This window comes from Rhodoferax sp., from assembly GCF_028715765.1.
Lineage (GTDB): Bacteria > Pseudomonadota > Gammaproteobacteria > Burkholderiales > Burkholderiaceae_C > Rhodoferax.
In genome coordinates this window covers 13,653-36,150 of sequence record NZ_JAQURE010000034.1, presented here as the reverse complement: position 1 = coordinate 36,150, position 22,498 = coordinate 13,653, and the positions used below count along the sequence as shown (strand labels likewise).

Here is a 22,498-nt window from a genome sequence, read left to right as displayed (position 1 = left end):
GTGAAGGCAATCTTGGCAATGCGTTTGCTGGTGGCCAGCGGCATACCGGCTTCGCGGCCATAACCGTTGACGATGTTGAGCACGCCTGGGGGCAGCAGGTCGCCAATGACTTCCATCAAAATCAAAATGCTCACCGGGGTCGATTCGGCGGGTTTGAGCACCACGCAGTTGCCTGCAGCCAGGGCTGGTGCCAGCTTCCAGGCGGCCATCAAAATCGGAAAGTTCCAGGGGATGATTTGCCCGACCACACCCAGTGGCTCGTGGTAGTGGTAGGCCACGGTGTTTTCGTTGATGTCGCTGAGCGCTCCTTCTTGGGCGCGGATGCAACCGGCAAAGTAGCGGAAGTGGTCGCTTGAGAGCGGAATGTCAGCAGCCAGCGTTTCGCGGATCGGCTTGCCGTTGTCCACGGTTTCGGCGTAGGCCAGCAGCTCCAGGTTGGCGTCAATGCGGTCGGCAATTTTCAGCAAGATGTTGGAGCGGTCGGTGACCGAGGTTTTGCCCCAGGCATCAGCCGCAGCGTGGGCGGCATCCAGTGCCAGCTCAATGTCTTCAGCGCCCGAGCGGGCGGCCTGGGTGTAGGCACGGCCGCTGATGGGGGTGATCACGTCAAAGTATTCGCCTTTGAGTGGCGCGACGTATTTGCCACCAATGAAGTTGTCGTAACGGGTTTTGTAGGCGATTTTTGCGCCGGCTTGGCCGGGGGCTGCGTAGATCATGTGTGTCTCCTGATTTTTTGCAATGAATGGATAAAAATTCCCTTGCGGGCCATGTCTTTGAGTCAAGATGCGTGCCAATGTGGCCAGACCCATTTAACGCATTGATTTCAAACAACTTTTGCTTGTGTGCCCATCACCCGGCTGGCGCACGGACTGTCAAGCGTTGGAACACCTGTCAAGTTTTGTGACAGTGCTGGCGCGGCCGCGTTATGCATGGCGTTTCATATCGTCAGGCCAAGGGTTCGTGACTACCATGGCGGCAATAAAAAGCATGAGCGGACCACCCCGCTGCACCGGAGACAACCCATTGCGCACCCCACCCACCGCCCCGGCTTTGCGCCAGGCTCGATTGCACTTTCTTGAACATGGCATGTGCCCGCCTGACGGCCTTGATGCCAGTGTGGCGCGCTCCTGGCAGCGCAGTTTGGCTGCAGGGTTGCTGCCAAATGGCCCAGCGCGTGACACGGTGCACACCAGCGCCGCCGAACTGAGCCGACTCATGGCCAGCCAGCACGAGCTGCTGGTGCACTCACGCCCGGTGATGGAGGTGCTGTTTGAACAAGTGCAAGACAGCCAGAGCATGGTGATTTTGGCCAATGCGCAAGGCATTCTGATGCACACCCTGGGGCGCACTGATTTTTTGCAACGCGCGCAGCAGGTGGCGTTGTCCAACGGTGCGTCGTGGCATGAACACCACCGCGGCACCAATGCCATTGGCACGGCGCTGGCCGAGCGCAGCCAGATCGAGATTCATGGGGGTGAACACTTCTTTGAGCGCAATGACTTTTTAACCTGCACCGCCGCACCCATTGTGTCGGCCACCGGCCAGCTCATGGGCGTGCTCGACATCTCGGGTGACTACCGCGGCGGGCATCCGCACACCTATGGGCTGGTCAGCATGGCGGCGCGGCTGATTGAAAACCGCTTGATGGGTGCCACTTGCCGCCAGCACATCCGGCTGCATTTGCACCCCCAGCGCGAAGGCATTGGCACCGTGGCCGAGGGCATTTTGGCGCTGTCTGGCGACGGCTGGGTGGTGGGCGCTAACCGCGCCGCGCTGCTGCAATTGGGGTTGACCCCCGCCGATCTGGGGGCGGTGCCCGTCAAAACCTTGCTGGATGTGTCACTGGACGCCTTGCTGCAGCAGCACCAGCGCCGCCCTGGCCAGCCACTGCAGGTGCATCGGCGCGATGGCACGGCCTTGTTGGCACTGGTGCAGCACGACGCCGCCACGCAGGGTGAGCATGGCCGCGTCATGCGGCCAGCTGCGGCCGTTGCGGCACCTGTGCTGGAGCCCACGGCTGACGCGCTAGCCCAGTTGGACACTGGCGACCTGCGCTGGCGCAGCGCTGCCGACAAAGCTCGGCGCGTGGCCGGCAAACCCATACCGCTGCTGATTCAGGGTGAGTCTGGTGTGGGCAAAGAGCTGTTTGCGCGCGCCGTGCATGAAAGTGGGCCGCGCCGCACCAAGCCGTTTGTGGCCATCAATTGCGCGGCGGTGCCTGAGAATTTGATTGAAGCCGAGCTCTTTGGCTATGCGCCTGGCGCGTTCACCGGTGCCCGGCGCGAGGGTAGCGCTGGGCGCTTGCGTGAAGCCCATGGCGGCACACTGTTTCTGGACGAAATTGGCGACATGCCGCTGCCCATGCAGGCGCGGCTGTTGCGCGTGTTGCAAGAGCGCCAGGTCAGCCCGCTGGGCGGTGGCGCGGCCGTGGCGGTTGACTTTGCCTTGATGTGTGCCACGCACTGCAAGCTGCGTGAAGCGGCGGAGCAGGGGCGTTTTCGCAGTGACTTGTATTACCGTCTGAACGGCTTGACGGTGCAATTGCCGCCCTTGCGAGAACGCACCGATTTTGATGAGCTCACGCGGCGCTTGCTGGCTGACCTGAATCCGGGGTGCCGCGTGCACGTGGCGCCGGCGCTGCTGGTGCGATTGCGGCAACACGCCTGGCCGGGCAATCTGCGCCAATACGCCAACGCCTTGCGCACCGCCAGTGCCATGCTGGAGCCGCATGAGGCGTGCATTGACTGGGAGCATTTGTCGGATGATGTGCAGGAGGACGTGGCACTTGCCGCGCAAGTGCTGCAGCAGCCACCTCAACCCGCGCAAGATTCAGCTTTCAAGCCCACACCACCTGTACCCAACCTGCAAGAGCTCTCACAAGCGGCCATGCGTCAGGCGCTTGAGCGCAACAGCGGCAATGTGTCGCAAGCCGCCCGGCAGCTCGGCATCAGTCGGCAAACGCTGTACCGTAAGCTGCAAGCGTAGGTGAGTTTTTTTGAAGTGCTTCGGCTGCCCCTGCATAATCATCCTGTCGCGTTTCGGACTTGAGTCCGTGAATTGATACTGGAGAAAAATGATGAATGTAGAGTGGAACGACAGTTTCAAGGTGGGTCAAGCCGACATAGATGCCCAGCACCGGCAGCTTTTTGACCTGATTCACGCCATGCAGGCCACCGACGACCCGGGGCAGGCGCGGCTGCTGATCATGCAGCTGTACAAACACACGCGCGAGCATTTTGAGCTTGAAGAAGGCCTGATGCGCCAGCACAGGTTCCCAGACCTGGCTGCGCACACCGGCTACCACAACAAGCTTTTGAGTCGCCTCAACACCATCAGCGAGCAGGTGGGGCAAGGCGCGTTTGACAAGCCTGCACTGATGGCGCTGATGGCCGACTGGGCGCTGCGCCACACCGTGCAAGACGATGCGCCCCTGGCCGCATTCATCCGCGCGGCGGGGTGACCCGTGGTGGCTGGCTGCAGTTTTAAAATAAGCCGCATCTGCTGACGGTTGAAATGTAAATTTCCACGCCCTCAGCGCACAAAACGTGCCCCCAACTTGTCGGATGGGCGATGCATCTTAAAAATCAAGGGAGGGTGTTGTGGCCTACAACGAATCAGAGACACGCTTCTACCTCATCGACCCAGTGCTGCGCGCCAAGGGCTACAACGATCACCAATGGCTCAAACTTGAAACGCCCGCCCCGGTAGAGCCCACCGGCCCCAAAGGGCGGCGCAGACAAGGCCCCGGGCGCACCGACTACCTGATTTGCGTGCAACTCAGCCACATGCCCAAAGCCTTGCCCGTGGGTGTGGTGGAGGCCAAAAAAGAGTCTGAAGACCCGCTCAAAGGCATGCAGCAGTCCAAGCACTACGCCGACTGCAAACGCTTTGAGGTCAAGTACGCCTTTGCCACCAACGGCCATTTGTACGGTGAATATGACTATTTCAGCAAGCTGCAAAGTGGCCCGTTGGCGCTGCAGGCTTTTCCCTCGCATGCTGATTTGACCGCGCGCTACGCCAAAGACACCGGCATCAATCTGGCTAGCCCGCAAGCTGCCATGCTGCTGCAAGCCGACAGCCCGGCCTGGGCGCAAGGGCGTTACTACCAGGACGCGGCCATTCGCGCCGCGTTCGAGAAAATCATCCTGTGCCAGCAACGCGGAATGGCGGCGCGCGTGCTGTTGGCGCTGGCCACCGGTTCGGGCAAAACCATCATTGCCACCAACCTGCTGTGGCGTTTGAACAAAGCTGGCCAGTTGGCCAAACCGGCGCTGTTTTTGTGCGACCGCGACGAGCTGCGCACCCAGGCCTACAACAAACTGTTTGCCGCCTTTGGTAGCGAAGTGCGCGTGGTAGAAACCAAACAGGGCGACAACGCCGCCCGCAATGCCCGCATCCACATTGCCACCTACCAGACGCTGGGGCTGGATGATGACGACGGCTTTGCCAGCTTTTTAACCCAGCACTACGCGCCAGATGCGTTCAGCGTCATCATCATTGACGAATGCCACCGCTCGGCCTGGGGCAAATGGGCTGAAGTGCTCAAGCGCAACCCCAACGCCATCCACATTGGCTTGACGGCCACGCCGCGCCAGTTGCAAACCGCAAAAAATGCGTTACCCGAAGACCAGGCCATCAGCGCCAACAACCATGCCTATTTTGGTGAACCGGTCTATGAATACACGCTGATTCAGGCGCAGGAAGACGGCTACCTGGCCGCCTGCGAAATCGTCCGGCGCAAAGCCAGCATCGACAACCGGGTGTTCACCAAGGCCGAAATCCTGGCGGCCAAGCCGGTCGATGTGCGTACCGGCTTGCCTTTGACCGAGCAAGACCTCACTCAAACCAGCTACACCGGCAAAGACTTTGACGACGAGCTGTTCATTGAGCTGCGCACACCCAAAATGTGCGAAGACCTGTTTGCCCTGTTGTGCGAAAACGGTGGGCCAGAGCAAAAAGTCATCATCTTTTGCAACCGCGAAATCCATGCTGACCGGGTGGCCCAGCACATGAACAACCTCTACACCCGCTGGTGTAATGACGCGGGGCGCGAGCCCAAAGACCACTACGCCTTCAAATGCATGGGTGGTGCCAACAACGGTTCGGACATGATCGAGCCCATGCGTGGCTCAGGCGAGCGTGCTTTTATTGCCTGCACGGTGGATTTGCTTGAAGCCGGGGTGGACATTGAGCGCCTCAACGCCGTGGTGTTCTTTCGCTACTTGCAATCGTCCATCAAGTTTTACCAAATGGTCGGGCGCGGCACCCGCATCCATGAGGAAACCAGCAAATACAAATTCTGGCTGTACGACTACACCGATGTCACACAACTGTTTGGCACCGACTTCATCACCCAGGCGCCACGCGGCGCACGCACCGGCCCCGGTGGCGGGGGCAGTGGTGGTGACGATGGTGGCGATGGCAATGTGCCGCTGGTGGCCCAAGTGGCAGGCCACAGCACCCTCATCAACAAGCTGGGGCGCTATATTTTGTGCAGCCGCGACGGGCGCGACACCCCCATTCCGGTGGACGAATACCGGCGTGAGGTGATGGCGCGGGTGGTGCGTGAAGCGCATAACCTGGACGACTTTCGCACCCTGTGGGTGGAGGCACCCAAGCGCCGCCAATTGATAGACCACCTGCTGGGCGACAACTTCAGCCCCGAGGTGATTCGTGAAATTGACCAAATGGCCGACTGTGATCTGTATGACTTTTTTTGCCACCACGGCTACCACGCCCGCGCCCTGAAACAGCGTGAACGCGCACACCAATATGTGACGCTGAACCAGCCTTGGTTTGGCGGCATGGATGCCAAAGCGGCCAGCGTGCTCAAAGGGCTTGGCGCACAGTTTGCCCAAGGCGGCACCGAGGCGCTGGAAAGCCGTTCATTGTGGGAAGTGCCCGAGATCAGGGTCGCAGGCGGGCTGGATGCCCTGCGCCTGGTGGGGCAGCCGGTGCAGGTGATGCACGAGGCCAAGGTGAGGTTGTTTGGGGTATGAAGATGGTGGAACTTGGTTATCTAGCCGATGTGATCATGGGTCAATCACCACCCGGTGATTCATACAACACTACTGGAATTGGTTTGCCCTTTTTTCAAGGTAAAACCGAGTTTGGGGACGTAAGTCCAATAGCAGTTAAATGGTGCAGCCAACCAACAAAACTAGCTAAAGCGGGCGATATTTTGATTTCTGTTAGAGCACCAGTTGGGCCGACAAATATTGCTGATCAAAATTGCTGCATTGGCAGAGGGTTGGCTGCCATTAGACCCAAAATTGAGTACGCCGACAGAGATTTTGTTTGGTTCTACTTGCAGTTTGCAGAAAAATCATTGATTCAAAAGGGTCAAGGTTCAACTTTTCAAGCAATCAACGGGGACGATCTTAGAAAGCTTGAGATTTTGGCTATCACTCTCGACCAGCAACGCCAAACCGCCGCCCGCCTAAAAGCCCAGCTCGCAGAAGTCGCCATGGCTCGCGAGGCGGTGGTGAAACAGCTACGTGAAGCTTCAGTTCTGAAATCGAGAGCACTGGAAGCGCTTTTCAGTGGCATAGAAAATCGGAAACCGATTGGTTCGGTTGCCAGATTGCAGTCCGGCTTTGCTTTCAAAAGTGATTCATTTAAAAAGAGTGGTGTTCGGCTTTTACGCAATGCAAACATCTTGCCTGGCAAGGTGTATTGGGATGATTCGGTTTTTCTGGATGAGGCTGTCTCCCGCCAATATCCAAGTTATGAGTTGCATGCTGGTGATGTTCTCATTAGCTTGGATCGTCCCATCATCTCAAGCGGTATCAAGGTGGCGCGGGTCGGCACAGACGATTTACCAGCATTGCTGGTGCAGCGTGTTGGCAGATTCCTGATCGATCGTGAAGCAGTTGATGCAGATTATCTTTTTGCGTATTTACAAACGGATTTGTTCATTTCTAAGATTTCAGGGCATGAGCAGAGTGTGGGTGTGCCGCACATCTCGCCCTCCCAAGTTGAAAGTGTCGAAATACCTTTGCCAGCCATCGCAATTCAGCGTGAATTGTCAAAGAAGCTCAATGAAGTAACGGATGCGTGGCGCGACGCAACGACTGCAATTCAAGCACAGCGTGATGATTTAGCTCTACTACCCCAAAAAATCCTCACCCAAGCCTTCGCGCCACAGAAAGCCCACCATGACTGACCACAGCATTGCCGCGCAACACCACGCCACGTTTGAGAGCATTCGCCATGTGGATGCGCAAGGCAACGAGTTTTGGCTGGCGCGCCAACTCGCCAGCGTGCTCGACTACTCTCAGTACCGACATTTTCAACCGGTCATTGAGCGTGCCAAAGAGGCTTGCCGCAACAGTGCGCAGCCCGTGGGTGACCATATTGAGGATGTCCTCACAATGGTCGATATTGGCTCAGGTGCCAAGCGTCAGGTTGAAGATTTCCGCCTGTCGCGCTACGCCTGCTACCTGATCGTGCAAAACGGCGACCCCAGCAAAGCAGTCATTGCCAACGGCCAGACTTACTTTGCCCTGCAGACGCGCCGCCAGGAGTTGGCTGACACCGCCAAGTTTGCCCAGCTCAGCGAAGACGACAAGCGCTTGGCTATTCGCAACGAGCTGGCCGCCCACAACAAGTATCCGGCGGCAGCAGCCAAAGACGCCGGTGTTGCGACCCCGCTGGACTACGCCATCTTTCAAGACCACGGCTACAAGGGGCTTTATGGTGGCTTGGGTCACCGGGCTATCCATGCCCGCAAAGACCTCAAAGACAATCAAAAAATTCTCGACCACATGGGCAGTACCGAGCTGGCTGCCAACCTGTTTCGCGCTACCCAAACCGAAGAAAAACTGCGCCGCGATCAAGTGCAGGGCAAGGGGCAAGCCAATGCCACCCATTACAGCGTGGGGCGCAAGGTGCGCCAGACCATTGCCGAACTCGGTGGCACGATGCCAGAGGATTTACCCAAGCCCGATACCAGCATTGCGCAACTGACAGCCGCCCAAAAGAAGCTTGAAAAAGCCAAGTCAAAGAAATGAATCCTATAAACATTGGGTGGCCAAATCGTTGCTGTTTTGTTTATAGGAAATGTTCATAGACCTTCCGGATATGACACAACACATTGATTTAATAGATTTTTCTATAGACATTTAAGGATCGGAATTGCCTGTGATTCAACCCAAAGCGCCCAAGACCATCGCCTCCACACAGTCGCTTTCGGCGTTTGTGAAAAGCATTTGCGATGTGATGCGCCGCTCCAACTGTGCCAGCGCTTTGCAGTATGTGCCTGAGCTGACCTGGATACTTTTTTTGCGCATTCTCGATGCCCAAGAAACCCGTGCGCGAGAACAGGCCGAGGTGCTGGGCACCCAGTTTTCTCCAGCATTGCGCAGCCCCTACCGCTGGCAAGATTGGGCTGCACCTTGGTCAGACAAGCCCGGCCACCCCCAAACGGCCGAAGGCCAGGCGGTGGGCTGGAAACGCCAAGAGCTGTTTGCCGCGGGTGAGGGGGCGCTGTTTGACTTTATCAACCAGGAGTTGTTGCCGCATTTGCATCAGCTTGACATCGACACGCGTACCAGCTTGCCCAACCCCAATGCCAGCCGCAAGCAGCGCATCATGGGGCGCACCATGACGGCCGTAGAAAAAGTGCGGGTGGATAGCGAGGCCAATCTGCGCGACATTCTGGACAAGGTGCACCAAATTCACATTGACCATGTGGATGATCAGCACTTTTTTACCCTGTCGCAGGTGTATGAAGACTTGCTGCTGAAGATGGGCGAAAAGAACTCTGATGGCGGTCAGTTTTTTACCCCACGTGAGGTGATTCGCGCCATGGTGCATACCGTGAACCCCAAACAGGGTCAGACGGTGTATGACCCTTGTTGCGGCACGGGTGGTTTTTTGGCGGTGGCTTATGAGCACATGGCGCGCGGGCTGGGTAACAGCGCCGCCAGCACCGCACTGGATCAGCTCAAGCACGACACGTTTTTTGGTCGAGAAAAAGAAAATCTGGTGTTTCCGATCGCGCTGGCCAACCTGGTGCTGCACGGCATTGACCAGCCCAACTTGTGGCATGGCAACTCATTGACCCGGCGCACCACTTATGGTGCCTTGTTTGAGCAGGCCCCCAAAACGTTTGATGTGATTCTGACCAACCCACCTTTTGGTGGCAAAGAGGGCAAAGACGCGCAAAAGAATTTCTCGTTTGAGACCAGCGCCACGCAAGTGCTGTTTGTGCAAAACATCCTGACCGAGCTGGCACCCTCTGGCACTTGCGCCATTGTGCTGGACGAAGGCCTGTTGTTTCGCACCAACGAGAGCGCGTTTGTGGAGACCAAACGCAAGCTGGTGGATGAATGCGATCTGTGGGCCATCGTCAGCCTGCCTGGTGGGGTGTTTTCTACAGCGGGGGCGGGCGTCAAGACCAATCTGCTGTTTTTTACCAAGGGGCGGAAGACTCAAAAAATTTGGTACTACGACTTGTCTTATGTGAAAGTTGGCAAAAAGACACCCTTGACATTGGCGCATTTTGGCTTTGGTACGAACGGCGATGTGCTGCCAGATGCCCAGTTGCCCGCCATGTTGATGGCCGACTGGCAGGTGGATGAGGCCAACGCGGGCAAGCCGTTTCCCAGCTACGCCCGCATGTTGCAACACCGGGGAGATGTGTTGGGTCATAGCCGTTATTCATGGGCTGTGGATTTTGTGGCGCGCCGCAAACAGGCGCGCGCGGCGGTGCAGCCTTTGCTGGCGCAGGCAGCGGAACTCAAGGCGCGGCTCATAGACCTGAAGGAAGCCCTCAAGCGGCTGAAAAAAGACAAGGCAACTCACACCGAAGTGGCAGCCCTTGAAACCGAAATTCGCGAGAAGGAAAAGTCTGCCCACGATCTGGAAACCCAGGCCAGCAACATCGATGCCGCCGTGTTTGACCTCAAAGCAGTCAACCCCACCGTGGTGGCGCAGGTGGATATGCGAACGCCAGAGCAAATCATTGGCAATATTGCGGAGCAAAGCGGTGTTGTAACAAAGGCGCTGGCCAGGCTTTCGATGCTCATGGCTACGTCAAGCGTTGACATTTGACCGCGTCTTATCTCATCCAAATAAGCAGGTTTTGCGGCGGTACTTAGCCTCAGTCTGCCCTGCCACAATCAAGTCATGCCCGTTCATCAGCCACCATCGCCCCCGCTACACCGCCCGCTGCAAGTGGCCGTGGTGGTGTTTTTGCTGGCGCTCCTGGCCAGTGCGGCGCTGATTTGGCAGTCTGAAATCCAGCGCCTGGCGCAGCTGCGAAACCAGGCCTATGCGCTGGCCAATGACCATGCCAATGTCACGGTCAACCACTTGGAGCATGCCTTGTCTGCGGTCTACACGCTCGATGCGCTGGTGCAGCAAGCGCGTGGTTCGGTGGCCAACTTCGAGGCAGTGGCTACCAAAATGCTGCCCAATTACCCAGGTGTGTCGGTGCTGATTCAGGCGCCGGGCGGCGTCATCAGCCACGCCGTGCCGCTGCCGGGCAATGAAAAAGCGCTGGGGCTCAATCTGCTGCAAGACCCGGTGATGCGCGCTGAGTCGCTGCTGGCGCGCCACTCTGGCTTGCTCACCCTGGCCGGGCCGCTGGCGCTGCGCCAAGGGGGGATGGGGCTGGTGGCACGCCTGCCGGTCTTTTTGGATTCAAGTCATGGTGCGCCAGCTTTTTGGGGCTTTGTCAACGTGGTGCTCAAGTTGCCACAGGCGCTGGCGGCGGTGCGCTTGTCTGACTTGGAAGGGCGTGGCTATGACTACAAACTGTGGCGCGTCGTGCCCGAAAGTGGCCAGCTTCAGGTCATCGCCGAGTCCAGTGCAGCCCTTTTGAAGGAGCCGGTGCATAAAAGTTTTTCCGTGCCCAATGGCGGCTGGTCGCTGAGCCTGGCACCCAAGCGCGGGTGGCAAGACCCGCTGGGTTTGCTGGTCAAAGTGGGTGTGGCTGGGCTGCTCTCGCTGCTGCTGGCGTACTTGGCCAAATTGCAGGTGCGGCAATGGCATTTGCGCGCTGACCTGGAGCGCCAGGTGCGTGAGCGCACCCACGACATTGAAGCCTCGCAGCGCCAGCTCAAGGCCACGCTAGAGGCCATTCCCGACCTGTTGTTTGAGATGAGCCTGGACGGCTGTTACCTGGCCTGCCATGCACCGCAAACCCAACTGCTGGCCGTATCAGCCAACCACTTGATCGGCAAAACGGTGCAGCAGGCGCTGCCAGAAGATGCTGCGCGGGTGGTGCTGGCCGCATTGGCGCAGGCGCAGCAGGGCGGCTATTCACACGGCCAGCAGTTGCTGCTGCCGATGGCTGACGGGCCGCATTGGTTTGAGCTCTCGGTGGCACGCAAAACCGTGCCCGCCGGGCAGCCGCCGCGGTTCATCGTGATCTCGCACGAGGTCACGGCACGCAAGCTGGCCGAGGCGCATGTCTCGCAACTGGCCTATTTCGACTCGCTCACCGGTTTGCCCAACCGTGCCTTGCTCAATGACCGCATCAGCCAGGCGCTGAGCGAGGCCAGCCGCCGCAAAGACACGCTGTGTGTGATGTTTCTGGATTTGGATCACTTCAAAAACATCAACGACACCTTGGGGCACAAAGTGGGTGATGTGCTGCTGGCGGGCATGGCACAGCGCATGCAAGCGGCGGTGCGAGAGCAAGACACCGTGGCACGCCTGGGCGGCGATGAATTTATTTTGCTGCTGCCCGAGACCACCGCCGCAGGTGCAGCCCAAGTGGCGCAAAAGCTGCTGCAAGCCATTGCCATGCCGCTGCGGGTGCAGACGCATGAGCTGACCCTCACGCCGTCCATTGGCATTGCGCTGTATCCGCAAGACGGCAGCGATGCCGAGACGCTGTTCAAGCACGCCGATGTGGCCATGTACCTGGCCAAAAAAGCCGGGCGCAACGGCTACCAGTTTTACACCTCGCAGCTGCAGATGGATGCCGAGCGTGCGTTGCTGCTTGACAACGAGCTGCGCCGCGCTTTGGAGCGCCAGCAGCTGGAGGTGGTTTACCAGCCCCAGCTGTCTCTGCGCACCGGACAGGTGGTGGGGGTCGAGGCCTTGCTGCGCTGGCACCACCCCGAGCTGGGGCAGGTGTCGCCAGCGGAATTTATCCCGGTGGCTGAGCGCAGTGGCCAAATTTTGCCCATCGGCCAGTGGGTGCTGGAAACCGCGGTGGCGCAAGCCCGTCAGTGGCTTGACATGGGCTTGGCACCCTTGGTGATGGCGGTCAATGTGTCGGCGGTGCAGTTTTGCCAGGCCAACCTGCCTGAGCTGGTGCGGCACACCTTGCAGCAGCACCAGCTGGCGGCGCAGTGGCTTGAAATTGAGCTGACCGAGAGCGTGGCACAGCAAGACCCGGCCGAGGCCATGGCCATGATGACGCAGCTCAATCTGCTGGGTGTGCGCTTGTCGATTGACGACTTTGGCACCGGCTACTCATCGCTGAGCTACCTCAAGCGTTTTGCCGTGACGCAGCTCAAGATTGACCAGTCGTTTGTGCGCGACATTTGTGCGGATGCAGACGACTTGGCCATCGTGCGCGCCATCATCAGCATGGCGCACAGCCTGGGCTTGAGCACCATTGCCGAAGGCGTGGAGACCCCAGAGCAGCTGGAGTTGCTGCGCGCTGAAGGCTGTGAAGACGTGCAAGGCTATTGGCTCAGCCGCCCGCTGCAAGTAGCCGCGGCAAGCGTTTTTTTACAGCAACACACTTTACAATGAATTGGCCTGTAGCGCTTATTAAATAAGCGCAAGTAGCTATTTATTACATAGCAAATTAAACCTATGATCTCTCCTCAAGGTATTGTGATCCACGCCTGGGCGCAGCCCGACACCGCCCAAGCACAAGCGCAGGTGCTGGCAGCCCTTGGCGCACCAGACCTGGCCGACCAGGTGCGTGTGAGCCTGACCGCCAGCGCCCACGGCCACACCCTGCAGCTGTGGATGAAGGCCGAGCACACCGCGCGCTGGTCGCCCGGGTTTGACACTTTGGGGCTGGCGCGCACCCTGGGGCTGGACGTGTGGCACAGCGCCGCTGACGTGCGCCGCGAGGTGGTGGTGGCCATGCTGATGGGGCCGGAGGCGTTTGAATTTCCTAGCCTGGCCGAGCTGGTGTCGGCCATCAACATTCGCTGCTACAGCGTGCACGCGGCGCGCAAAACCAACCTGGCTTTTCACACCAGCCAGGCCGAGCGCCCTGAAGATTGCTGGCGCTACGACGAAGACCGCGGCTTTGTCATCCGCGCCGGGGCTTCGCTGATTGACGCGCTGACCAAAGCCACCCAGCCCGAGGTGTCGGGCACCTTGTATGCGTTTTCTTGCTACCGCGCGTCTGAATACGTGATCGTGCTGGGCATTGCCCAAGAGCTGGCGCAGTGCAACCCGCCGCTTTACCAGCAGTTGCAAACGCTGTGGCAGCAGCGCCCAATCCGCTCGGGCGAATTTCATGAGGTGTTTTTGCGCGAGCAAGGCAGCATGGAGGCACCCCTGCCGCCGCGCTATTACGTGCCGGGCGACCGCACCTGGTTTCGCAACCCAGACGGTGTATCCGCCGAGGCCTCAGGTTTTGAGGGCTCGTGGGTGATGTACATGGGCGGCGGCGAGTTCACCAACTTCTGGAAGCGTGACCAGCCCTACACCCTGGAACAAAAGTGCCTGGAGATTTACCACTGGCGCCATGGTCTCTACCTTGATGCCGAAGGTGAAGAGCGCATTGACGAAGACAAGGTGGCGGTGCTGGTGGCAAAAACGCTGCAAAACCCGGCCGAGGTGGCGCGTATTCAGGCGCTGATGCAGCGCTATCGCGAGCCGCGCGGCGTCTACACCGCCGCTGGGGGCTGCATTGACACCACGCGCGAATTCGCCCGCTGGGTGCGCCCCGGCACGGCCGACCTGGTGCTGCCTGCGCCATGAGTGCCACAGAGACATGAACACCGGGTTAGCTGGGCGCAACCTGCGTCTGGATGCGCTCAAGCTGCTGTGCGCCCAGTGCATTGTGTGGCACCACTTTTCGTCTTACGGGCCGTTGGCGCGCGCCTTTGAGCAGGCCGCGCCTGCGCTGTGGGGCTGGCTGTTTGACTATGGCCGCATGGCAGTGCAGGTGTTTTTGGTGCTGGGCGGCTACCTGGCGGCAGCCAGTTTGCAGCGCTTGGCACTGGCTGGCGCAAAGGGTGGCACATTGCGCTGGCGCCAGTTGGTGTGGCGGCGCTACCTGCGGCTGGTGGGCCCGCTGCTGGCAGCGCTGCTGCTGGTGTCTGGTGCGGCGGCACTGGCAGGCTCCTGGTTGGCTGAAGACTGGGTGCCAGGCGCGCCCACCTGGGCACAACTGGCCAGCCATGTGGTGCTGCTGCAAGATTTGCTGGGCATTGAGGCGCTGTCGGTGGGTGTGTGGTACGTGGCCATTGACTTCCAGCTTTATGCTTTGCTGGCCGCGTTGTTTGGGCTGGGTGCGCGCTGGCGGCCGGTGCCGTGGCTTCGCACGTGCTCTGCCCTTTCTGGCCAGCGCATCATTTTGCTGGGGGTGGCTGGGTTGACGGCGATGTCGCTGTTTTATGCCAACCTGCAACCGGGTTGGGACGTGGCTGCGCTGTATTTTTTTGGCGCGTATGGCATGGGGGTGTTGGCCTGGCTGGCGCAGACATCGCCCCAGCGCCACCGCGTGTTGTGGTGGGTGGGGTGTGGCGTGTCGCTGGCGGTGGGCATGGCCAGCGTGCTGCTGTTTCGGGAGCGGCTGGTACTGGCTTGGCTGACTTTTTTGGTGGTGCTGCTGCAACCCGTGCGGCAGCAAGGCCAGCCCGATGCCCCAAACAAAATGACATCGGTCTCACCCCCTCCCCTGCTGGGGGAGGGCAGGGGTGGGGGCTGCCTGCAGCAAACGGGTGCCAACAGCTGCCCTCACCCTAACCCTCTCCCAGAGGGCGAGGGAATAAGTTCACATCTGATTGAATGGTCCCCTGCCCGCCCGTTGCAGCACTGGGTGGGGCGGCTGGGTGGCTCGTCTTACGGCTTGTTTTTGACACACTTTGCCGTGCTGCTGCTGTCCAATGCTGTGGTGGCGCAGTGGGGCGCGCTAGGCGCTGCAGCCACGTGGGCGGTGCTGCTGGCCAGCGTGCTGCTGTGCACCGCGCTGGGGCTGTGGTTTACCCACCAGGTGGAGCGACGCTGGTCTGCGTGGCTGGGGCGTTGAAGCTGCGCTATCTTTTTATTTCCAGCATTCGTCGCGCAGGGCGGTGCTGCCAGCGGCGTTGTTCACCAAGACGCCTTTGACCCCAGTGGCGGTGAGGGTGAAGGTGCCGCACTTGTCGCTGGCCATTTTGCCGGTGCTCACGGGCACCATGCGCAGCGAAAAATCAGTATCGGTGGCGGTGGGGATGCTCAGCGTGTAGAGCGCAGTGCCGTCTGCGGGTGAGTTTTGAAGGTTGCTGGGCATGGCTGTCAAAACGGCTGTGCCCGCGCGGTCTTGCTGGTAGCTGTCGTTGGCGGCATAAAACCGCTGCATGAACAAGGCGGCTTGGATCAACTGGGTGCGGGCATCTGCGCGGTTGGCGCGTGCGATGTAGCCGGTGTAGGCCGGCATGGCCACAGCGGCCAAGATGCCGATGATGGCCACCACGACCATGATTTCAATCAGGGTGAAGCCTTTGCTGTGGCGATGGGTTGGGGTCGGCATGGGAGTGATTTCAAAAAAAGGGTGGGGGAATGCGTTAAGAGCTGTCTGCAGCGAGACAAGCCGCCAAGGCTTGTAAAAAAGCGTTGGCGGCTTGGGTGTTAGCGTTGCATCACGTCAAGGTGGGTTATTGACGCAAGAACAGTTGGCGGGCGCTTCTGGATTTGATGGTTTTGGGGGCGCCACTACCACCGTTGCTGTTGCCGTTGCATTCGTTCAAGTACTTCATTTCTTTCTCGATGTCGGACTCAATGGTTTTGATTTCTACGTCGGTCTTGTCGTGACCCTCACGGTCTTTGCCGTCGCGGTCAAAACCATCTTTGTCACGACCTTCTTTGTCTCGACCCTCACGGTCTTTGCCGTCGCGGTCATAGCCATCTTTGTCACGGCCTTCGCTGTCACGGCCTTCGCTGTCACGGCCATCGCGGTCGCGGCCATTTTCATCACGGCCATGGCTGTCAAATTTGTGTTCTTTGCCATCTTTGTCTTTGCCATGCTTGTCATAGCCGTTTCTGTCGTAGCCTTTTTTGTCGTAGCCGTCTTTGTCACGGCCTTCCTTGTCGCGACCTTCTTTGTCACGGCCTTCTTTGTCGCGGCCTTCCTTGTCATAGCCGTCTTTGTCACGACCATCTTTGTCACGGCCTTCGTCATCTTTGCCGTCTTTCTTGACTTTTTCTTTTTTGTCTTTGTCAGACTTTTTGTTTTCGATGTCTTTGGTCACTTTCTCAAACGTGGTTTTGTCACATTGACCTGAGTTGAGCTTGGTGACATCCACTTTTTCATCCGACGTGTTGGTGGTGGTTTCTTTGGAGTCTTTGGCGTTGGAGGACTCTTTGGAGTCTTTGGATTGGTTGGACTCAGAAGATGCGTGAGAGCTGTCAGACGCGGAGCCCTTCACGTAGTCTTCATAACCGTCTGGGCAATGACCCTTGCTTTTGCCGTTGCCATTGTCGATTTTGATGATGCCGGTGCCCCGAATGCCGCCTTGCGGGCTGCAATTCCAGGTGGAATTGCCGGTGCTGGTGGAGGAGCTGTCGCTGCTGCTGCCTGCATGCGCTGTGTAGGCTGTCATGCACAGTGCCATGACGGGGAGCAGCTTGAAGAATTTGTGGTGCATAAGATGTGTTTTCATGATGGGAGGTAATTAATGAATGAGTGAAATGAATGAAAGGTGAAAAGGGGTTCTGTGAATATTCAATAGCTGGCTCCCATCAAATAAGTTAGTTGAATGTGATGGTGGATTGCAGCCAGACTTCAGTGCCCACTGGGCGAGTCCGGTTGTTGTCTGCGGCGCTGACCTCTGGGCCAAATCCGCGTGCAGTAATTTTGAAAACAGAGGCATCAGCTTTGGGTTTGTCCTCGCCCACTTCAATCATGCATTCAGGCAAGCGTTTGTAAGTGGCATAGGTGATGTTGGCTTGGTTTAGCAATGCACCGTCCAAAATATTCACTTTGCCAGCTGAATTGGCACCCTCCCAATTCACAAGGCTATTTGTTTTATTATCTAATTTGCTCCAAAGTGGTGGATCAGAATAATCATTGATGGTGATGTTTGACAAGCCATTTTTGAAATTCTCAACTTCTTTTTCGCAATATCTCAGCGCAAATTCAGCCGCTTGGTTGGCTAATTCGGTGGTGCGCACATTGCCTGAAATCATTTCAGAAGAACTGACATTGCGCAGGCTGGTGATGGCCAGCATGGAAATCACCACCAGCACAATGAGCGACACGATCAACACCACGCCTTTTTCCTTTGACGGGTGGGGTGTGTGTGGTCTGGCAGCATGAAAAGATGGAATAGGCTTGTTCATAAATTCATTCAGAGTAATTTGCTGCGCAACACCACAGTGGTTTGGTAGGCGCGGCGCAAATACAGGTCGCCAGGGGTGACGGTGGTGCCGGCACAGTTTTTGTAATAAGCCGACTTGGCATCAGTGAGTACAGGCTGTTCACTGCGAACCACCACACAAATGCGAACCGTCAAAATTTTTGCCCAATTGGTGACATCACTGGCTTTGACATACCCTGCCACTGTTTTGTCACCCACAGTTTTTTCAGAGCCATACGTGAATTGAAGGTCTTCGATGTTTTCGACCAAAGGTTGATGGTTGTTGTCAATGGTGTTGCCATTGTTGGCGACTGCATTGCCTTTGCAATAAAGGCTTTTGGTGGTGGTACCCGTCATGGTGTCGATAAAAAACCGGTTTTCTGCCCAGTACAAACCATCGGCATCCACCTTTAGTGAACTCCCCAGGCAATCTGTAGGCTTTCCGGTAGATGTGGCAATGGTGTTGAAGGCATCAGCTTCATAAAACACCGAGATGGAATCATTGGTGGTGTTGCCATTGGTGCAACTCAAACCGCCCATGTTGACACTACCCAGTTTGATGTTGGTGAATGTGCCCTCACAGCCGCGAACGGTATCTACAGCTGCCGTCTTACTGGTGTAGCCGGCCATGCGGATGTGTTGCGACAAAATGCTCAAGGCACTTTGGCCGTCTTCATTCATGACACTTTGTGCATTGACCATTTTGGTTGCTGAGGCAGCACCCATGTAGGCAGAGAGTGCCGCAATCACCACCACCAGGCCAATGGTCAATGAAACCATCAGCTCAATCAAAGAAAACCCCTGGCAGGTGCGCGCTTTAAGGTGTGTAGGCGAGTTTTTCATAATTTGAATCTCACATACAAACAATTCGGTTTGGGGTTCATGTTTTTAACTGCGACCGGGCAGTTGTCAGAATTGCCAGCATCGAGTGACGCAAAGGTATTTGGCTCTAGCCATAATATCCAAAGGTTACCGCTTGTTTTAGTGGCATCTGTGCTGTCTTGTTCTACAAAGATACCACCAGCAGGTAACTCATCTCGAATGGCAACTTTGTATTCATCATAATCAGCCGTAGCCAGGGTTGCATTGGTGCAATTAGGGTAGGTGCAGTTGTTTTGACTGGCTGAGTATTTGGTGGTGGAACCATCGTAATTAAGGTCATTGAGGTATTTATTATTGTTTTTGACAAATTCATCTTTGTTGGCACGAATGCGTTCGATGTACCCCGAAGCCAGATTGGTGGCGGTGGCGCGATGTGCTGACATTTTGGGGGCTTGCACTGCAAAACTCAGCATGGCACCCAGTGACAGCATGCCAAAGGACAAGATCAAGATGGAAACCAGCACTTCAATCAAAGAAGCGCCAAGTTCTGAAGACTTGCCAAAATGCGGGTTGGTTTGAGTCATGGTGTTCATGCGTTAGTTACAGCTTGCATTACCTGTGGCTTTGCCATCCGCATCCAGGGCGACCCTGGCGCGCCCCCCAACGCTGATGCACACCACGCGTTGCTGCTCGGTTGGAAAAGCGGCGCCACCAAATTGAATGCCTGTGGACGCGCCCAGGCTGACCAGTCTGCCCGTGGGTGTGAAGCGAAACTTGGTAGACGACGCCCCACCGCTGGTTTCAAGCGCGTAATCTAGGCTGGTCAAGGAGCCTTGGGCACGCAACACGGGTTCGCTGGCATCTTTGCTTTGGTCACCGTCCAGGTCGTGAAACACAAACCAACCCGTTTTCCAGCCGCGGCCAGCGGTGCCAGAGCCGGTTCCGCAATTGGGGTCAGCTGCTTCAGGTGAATTGCTACGGCACAGCACCACAGAGCCACCCCGACGAATGGCCTCGCTGCGTGCAAACCGCATGTCAGCCATGAAAGAGTTGACCGCGCTGGAAATGGCGTTTGACTGAATCATTTGCTTGAATGAGGGTGCAGCCAAAACGGCCATCAAGGCCACGATGGCAACCACCACCATCAATTCAATCAGTGTGAAACCTGTGTACTTTTTCATTTGTGTGAATTGTGAGTGCGTTGATCAAGGCAGGGGTGCAGCAACAGACGAGCGGTCAATTTGAGGTGATCAGTGGTGAGGGTACGCCACCCACCCCCAGGTTTACAGCCGCGTTTTGTCGAAAATCTGTTGATCTTCTGGTGGCAGCTTCAGGGCGCGCTTGAGGTCGTTGCTGGCCAAATCTGTGTGCCCCAGCGCTTTGTGCGCCATGGCGCGGTAGGTGTAGGCCGTGCTGTCATACGGGTGCCAGGTGTCGATGTGCAGGTTGAGTGCATCCAGTGCTTGCTGGTAGCGCCCAGCGCCCAGCAGCAGGCGGCCAATGCGCAAATCTGTTTCTTTGTCTTTGGGGTCAACCTGCTTTTCAGCTTGGTAACTGGCCAACGCCTGGTCTGGTTTACCAAGGCGTTCAAAGCTGGTGCCTAAGTAGAAATGGGCGTTGTTGTGGGCGGGGTCCATGCGCAGAACTTTATTGAACACTTCAATGGCATCCGTATCGCGCTGCATGTGGGACAGTTGCACGCCAACGGCGTACCAAGCGTCAGCGCTGTTTTGAATGTGGGCGCGTGACAGGCGCCAGTCCAAATCGGCCAGTTTGGTCTTGTACGGCAGGTTGGGTGTGCCAGACAGCAGTTTTTTCCAGCGTTCTGTGATGTTGGCATTGCCAAGCCGTTCTTCCTGCTGAGCCATGAAGTCGGCTGGGAATGCTTCACTGACTGGCCCCAGCGCCCGCTTGACCTGATCAATGTCAAAGGCCGCCAGTAGGCGTTTGTTGAACTGGTAAATGCCGCGGCTTTGAAGGCGTGCCATCTCAAATTCCAGTGCTGGAAAGTCAGCGGTGTTCAGGGGGCCATTGGGCTGGTCGATCAAGGCAAAGACATCAGTGTGCATCAGGTGATAAGGCAGCCACGATGCCAGCACGCCATGGTTTTGCAGCAGATCAGCGTTTAAATCTTGCTGGGTGCTGATGGCTTGAGCCTGCTGAACGCGCAGCGGTTCGTTAGAAGCGATCAGCAGGAAATAGGCAGATTTGACATACAAAATAGCGCTGTGTTTGAAAGATTTGTTCAACGTACGCAAGATGATGTCAACGCCCTGGTCGCCAATGCGTGAATCGACCCAGGTGACATACACCCCATCGGGGGTGAGGTGGTTTTTGACACTGTCAAAAAATTCATGGGTGTAAAGCTTGGATGAGCTGAAATACAGCGGAGTGGTGACGGTGCTCAACACCATGGAGAATTTTTTGTCGCTCACCTTCACATGGTGAATGGCATCGTCTACCACGATGTTGACCCGCGGATTTTGTTCAATGTGGTAGTTCCACTTGGCCATCCGAAAGAGATTTTCTCGAACCACCGGGTTGATCTCAACCACCTCAGTGCGATCAAAAAACAGCCCGACGGCAGACGCGGTGGCGCCACTACCTAACCCAAGTACCAGCGCATCGTCCAGGCGCGGTGCATACAGCGTTGAAAGCGCGCCAACAATTTTTTCCGAGGGGTTGTTCAGCGCAATGCTGGTGTAACCGTTGATGAAAAAGTAGGGCTTGCCATCCATCCAGTTGATTGAAAAAACATCTTGGTAGCCTTTGTAGCGGTCAGGTGGGCTGAAGCTTGCCCGTTCGATTTTGAGGTTGTTCACATTGCGGAAATTGGTGTAGCTGAGAAACAGCAGATCTTCGTCCCATTTGTTTTGTTGCCAGCCAAACATGGCTAGCACTACCAGAGCGGCAGGGATCAGGTGCCGCAGTTGGCCTTGGGTGTAAACAGCCAGCGCCAGGGCGGCCATGCCACCGATCACCAACAGCTGCACGCCGTAATCCAGCAGCCGGTGCAGCACCAATACCATGAGCAAGAAGCCAATCACATTGGCCAGCGACGCCATGAAGAGCAGCGCGCCAGATTGGCGGCTGACGTCTTGGTTATCAGCGTCGTCTTCATGTAGTGACGAGAGCAGGGTGGGAATGGTGGCCCCAAACGTCATGGCCGGAACGATCATCAGCACCGAAAGCAGCAGCAGTTTCAGTGCAACCAGACCGCCGAAGAGGTTGATCACCAGGTCATACAGTGCCGCATACACATAGATGGCTGGGCCAGCCAATAGCATTAGTCCCAGGAGCCCCAAGAGGTTGAGCCACATGACGTGCGCAAAACTCAGCGCAAAGCGCCGCACCAGCATCGAGCCGAGTGTGATGCCGATCAAGATCAGCGCCAGCACCAGCGCAAAGGATTCTCGAAATGGACCAAACACCATTTCAGAATACTTCACCATGAACAACTGAAAGATGGCCGAGGCCACGCTTGCCAACATCAACGCCAGCCAGCGGTTGGCGGGCAGCAGCCGAAAGACCGAGCCGATGACCAAACTTTGCGAGACATGCTGTTTTTGGGTCTCGCGCATGAGGGAAAAACGCGACCAAAGGCCAGCTGCAATCAGCAGGTTGACCAAAGCAAACAAAGCCACTGTGCCGCGGATGCCGAAACTGCGGATAAAAAAGAACTCGATCAGCAAAGTGGTCAAGGCGGCACCCAGGTTGTAAACCATGTACACCAGCGAAAAAGACGCCCGCCCCTGCGAGGTGTTTTGCTGATTTAAATAGCCCGAGAACAACGGCACGCTGCAGCCAATCAAAAATGCGGGCACCAGCAAAAGCAGCACGCAGACCATGACGCTGCCCGCCAGTGTGTCAGCAAAAAGTGCCGCGCCGGCATACACCACACGCTCGATCCACGGCTGGGTGAATGCAATCAGCAAACCATAGAGGCCAATGCCCGCCTCGATAGCCCACAACCAGCGCCAAAGCCGGTGCGCGTAGGCCGAGCCCAAGCCAATACCCAACAAAAACGTCATCAAAATGGCGGCAGAGACGGCAAATTGATCACCAACCATGTTGCCAAGAATGCGGCCGTAGAGGATTTCGTAAGAAATACCGGCAAAGCCGGACAGCAGCAGTAACAGGGAAAAAAGTTTTGGATGTGCGTCAGACTGTAGGGGCATGGGCGGGCA

17 protein-coding genes are annotated in these 22,498 nt (G+C 57.2%); 9 read left to right on the top strand and 8 right to left on the bottom strand.

Features of this window, described 5'->3' with window-relative positions; all coding sequences use genetic code 11:
* The coding region (locus PHT20_RS12090; RefSeq protein ID WP_301020703.1) for an aldehyde dehydrogenase family protein at positions 1-716 on the bottom strand (716 nt) is incomplete at its 3' end.
* Between the two features lie 271 nt (positions 717-987).
* On the opposite strand from PHT20_RS12090, the gene PHT20_RS12085 reads away from it, so the two are divergent.
* The 9 genes from PHT20_RS12085 (at position 988) to PHT20_RS12045 (ending at position 15,181) form a co-directional block, all read left to right on the top strand.
* The gene (locus tag PHT20_RS12085; protein ID WP_301020702.1) at positions 988-2,985 is read left to right on the top strand and encodes a sigma-54-dependent Fis family transcriptional regulator; all 1,998 of its coding nucleotides are present in this window, start codon (positions 988-990) and stop codon (positions 2,983-2,985) included.
* 91 nt (positions 2,986-3,076) lie between these two features.
* A complete protein-coding gene (locus PHT20_RS12080) occupies positions 3,077-3,460 on the top strand; it encodes a bacteriohemerythrin (RefSeq protein ID WP_301020701.1) in 384 nt (127 codons plus the stop codon).
* A 139-nt stretch (positions 3,461-3,599) separates the two neighbouring features.
* Entirely contained in the window at positions 3,600-5,999 is a 2,400-nt protein-coding gene (locus PHT20_RS12075) for a DEAD/DEAH box helicase family protein (RefSeq protein WP_301020700.1), read from the top strand.
* Positions 5,996-7,165, top strand: coding sequence for a restriction endonuclease subunit S (locus tag PHT20_RS12070; RefSeq protein WP_301020699.1), 1,170 nt, complete (start codon positions 5,996-5,998; stop codon positions 7,163-7,165). The genes PHT20_RS12075 and PHT20_RS12070 overlap by 4 nt, the downstream gene beginning before the upstream one ends.
* Positions 7,158-8,012, top strand: a complete 855-nt coding sequence (gene dinD, locus PHT20_RS12065) for a DNA damage-inducible protein D (protein WP_301020698.1) — start codon at positions 7,158-7,160, stop codon at positions 8,010-8,012. The genes PHT20_RS12070 and dinD overlap by 8 nt, the downstream gene beginning before the upstream one ends.
* A 130-nt stretch (positions 8,013-8,142) precedes the next feature.
* Complete coding sequence (locus PHT20_RS12060; RefSeq protein WP_301020704.1) at positions 8,143-10,056, top strand: N-6 DNA methylase; 1,914 nt, start codon at positions 8,143-8,145, stop codon at positions 10,054-10,056.
* Between the two features lie 75 nt (positions 10,057-10,131).
* On the top strand, positions 10,132-12,717 hold the full coding sequence (locus tag PHT20_RS12055) for an EAL domain-containing protein (protein ID WP_301020697.1): 2,586 nt from the start codon (positions 10,132-10,134) through the stop codon (positions 12,715-12,717).
* A gap of 63 nt (positions 12,718-12,780) precedes the next feature.
* Positions 12,781-13,908 carry a hypothetical protein gene (locus PHT20_RS12050; RefSeq protein WP_301020696.1) on the top strand — a complete coding sequence of 376 codons (1,128 nt, stop codon included), beginning with the start codon at positions 12,781-12,783 and terminating at the stop codon, positions 13,906-13,908.
* Positions 13,909-13,921: 13 nt separating this feature from the next.
* Positions 13,922-15,181, top strand: coding sequence for an acyltransferase family protein (locus PHT20_RS12045; RefSeq protein ID WP_301020695.1), 1,260 nt, complete (start codon positions 13,922-13,924; stop codon positions 15,179-15,181).
* Positions 15,182-15,196: 15 nt separating this feature from the next.
* Here PHT20_RS12045 and PHT20_RS12040 read toward each other — a convergent pair whose 3' ends face one another.
* The 7 genes from PHT20_RS12040 to PHT20_RS12010 all read right to left on the bottom strand — a co-directional run bounded on the left by PHT20_RS12040 (position 15,197) and on the right by PHT20_RS12010 (position 22,489).
* The gene (locus PHT20_RS12040; RefSeq protein ID WP_300087207.1) at positions 15,197-15,664 is read right to left on the bottom strand and encodes a type IV pilin protein; all 468 of its coding nucleotides are present in this window, start codon (positions 15,662-15,664) and stop codon (positions 15,197-15,199) included.
* A gap of 124 nt (positions 15,665-15,788) precedes the next feature.
* Positions 15,789-16,793, bottom strand: coding sequence for a hypothetical protein (locus PHT20_RS12035; protein WP_301020694.1), 1,005 nt, complete (start codon positions 16,791-16,793; stop codon positions 15,789-15,791).
* Between the two features lie 88 nt (positions 16,794-16,881).
* Entirely contained in the window at positions 16,882-17,472 is a 591-nt protein-coding gene (locus PHT20_RS12030; protein WP_300087201.1) for a PilX N-terminal domain-containing pilus assembly protein, read from the bottom strand.
* Positions 17,473-17,480: 8 nt separating this feature from the next.
* Complete coding sequence (locus PHT20_RS12025; protein ID WP_301020693.1) at positions 17,481-18,332, bottom strand: PilW family protein; 852 nt, start codon at positions 18,330-18,332, stop codon at positions 17,481-17,483.
* Entirely contained in the window at positions 18,329-18,895 is a 567-nt protein-coding gene (gene pilV, locus PHT20_RS12020) for a type IV pilus modification protein PilV (protein ID WP_301020692.1), read from the bottom strand. Before pilV ends, PHT20_RS12025 begins: the two co-directional genes overlap by 4 nt.
* 12 nt (positions 18,896-18,907) lie before the next feature.
* A complete protein-coding gene (locus PHT20_RS12015) occupies positions 18,908-19,492 on the bottom strand; it encodes a GspH/FimT family pseudopilin (RefSeq protein ID WP_301020691.1) in 585 nt (194 codons plus the stop codon).
* Positions 19,493-19,594: 102 nt separating this feature from the next.
* Positions 19,595-22,489, bottom strand: coding sequence for a tetratricopeptide repeat protein (locus PHT20_RS12010; protein WP_301020690.1), 2,895 nt, complete (start codon positions 22,487-22,489; stop codon positions 19,595-19,597).
* Positions 22,490-22,498 lie beyond the last annotated feature (9 nt).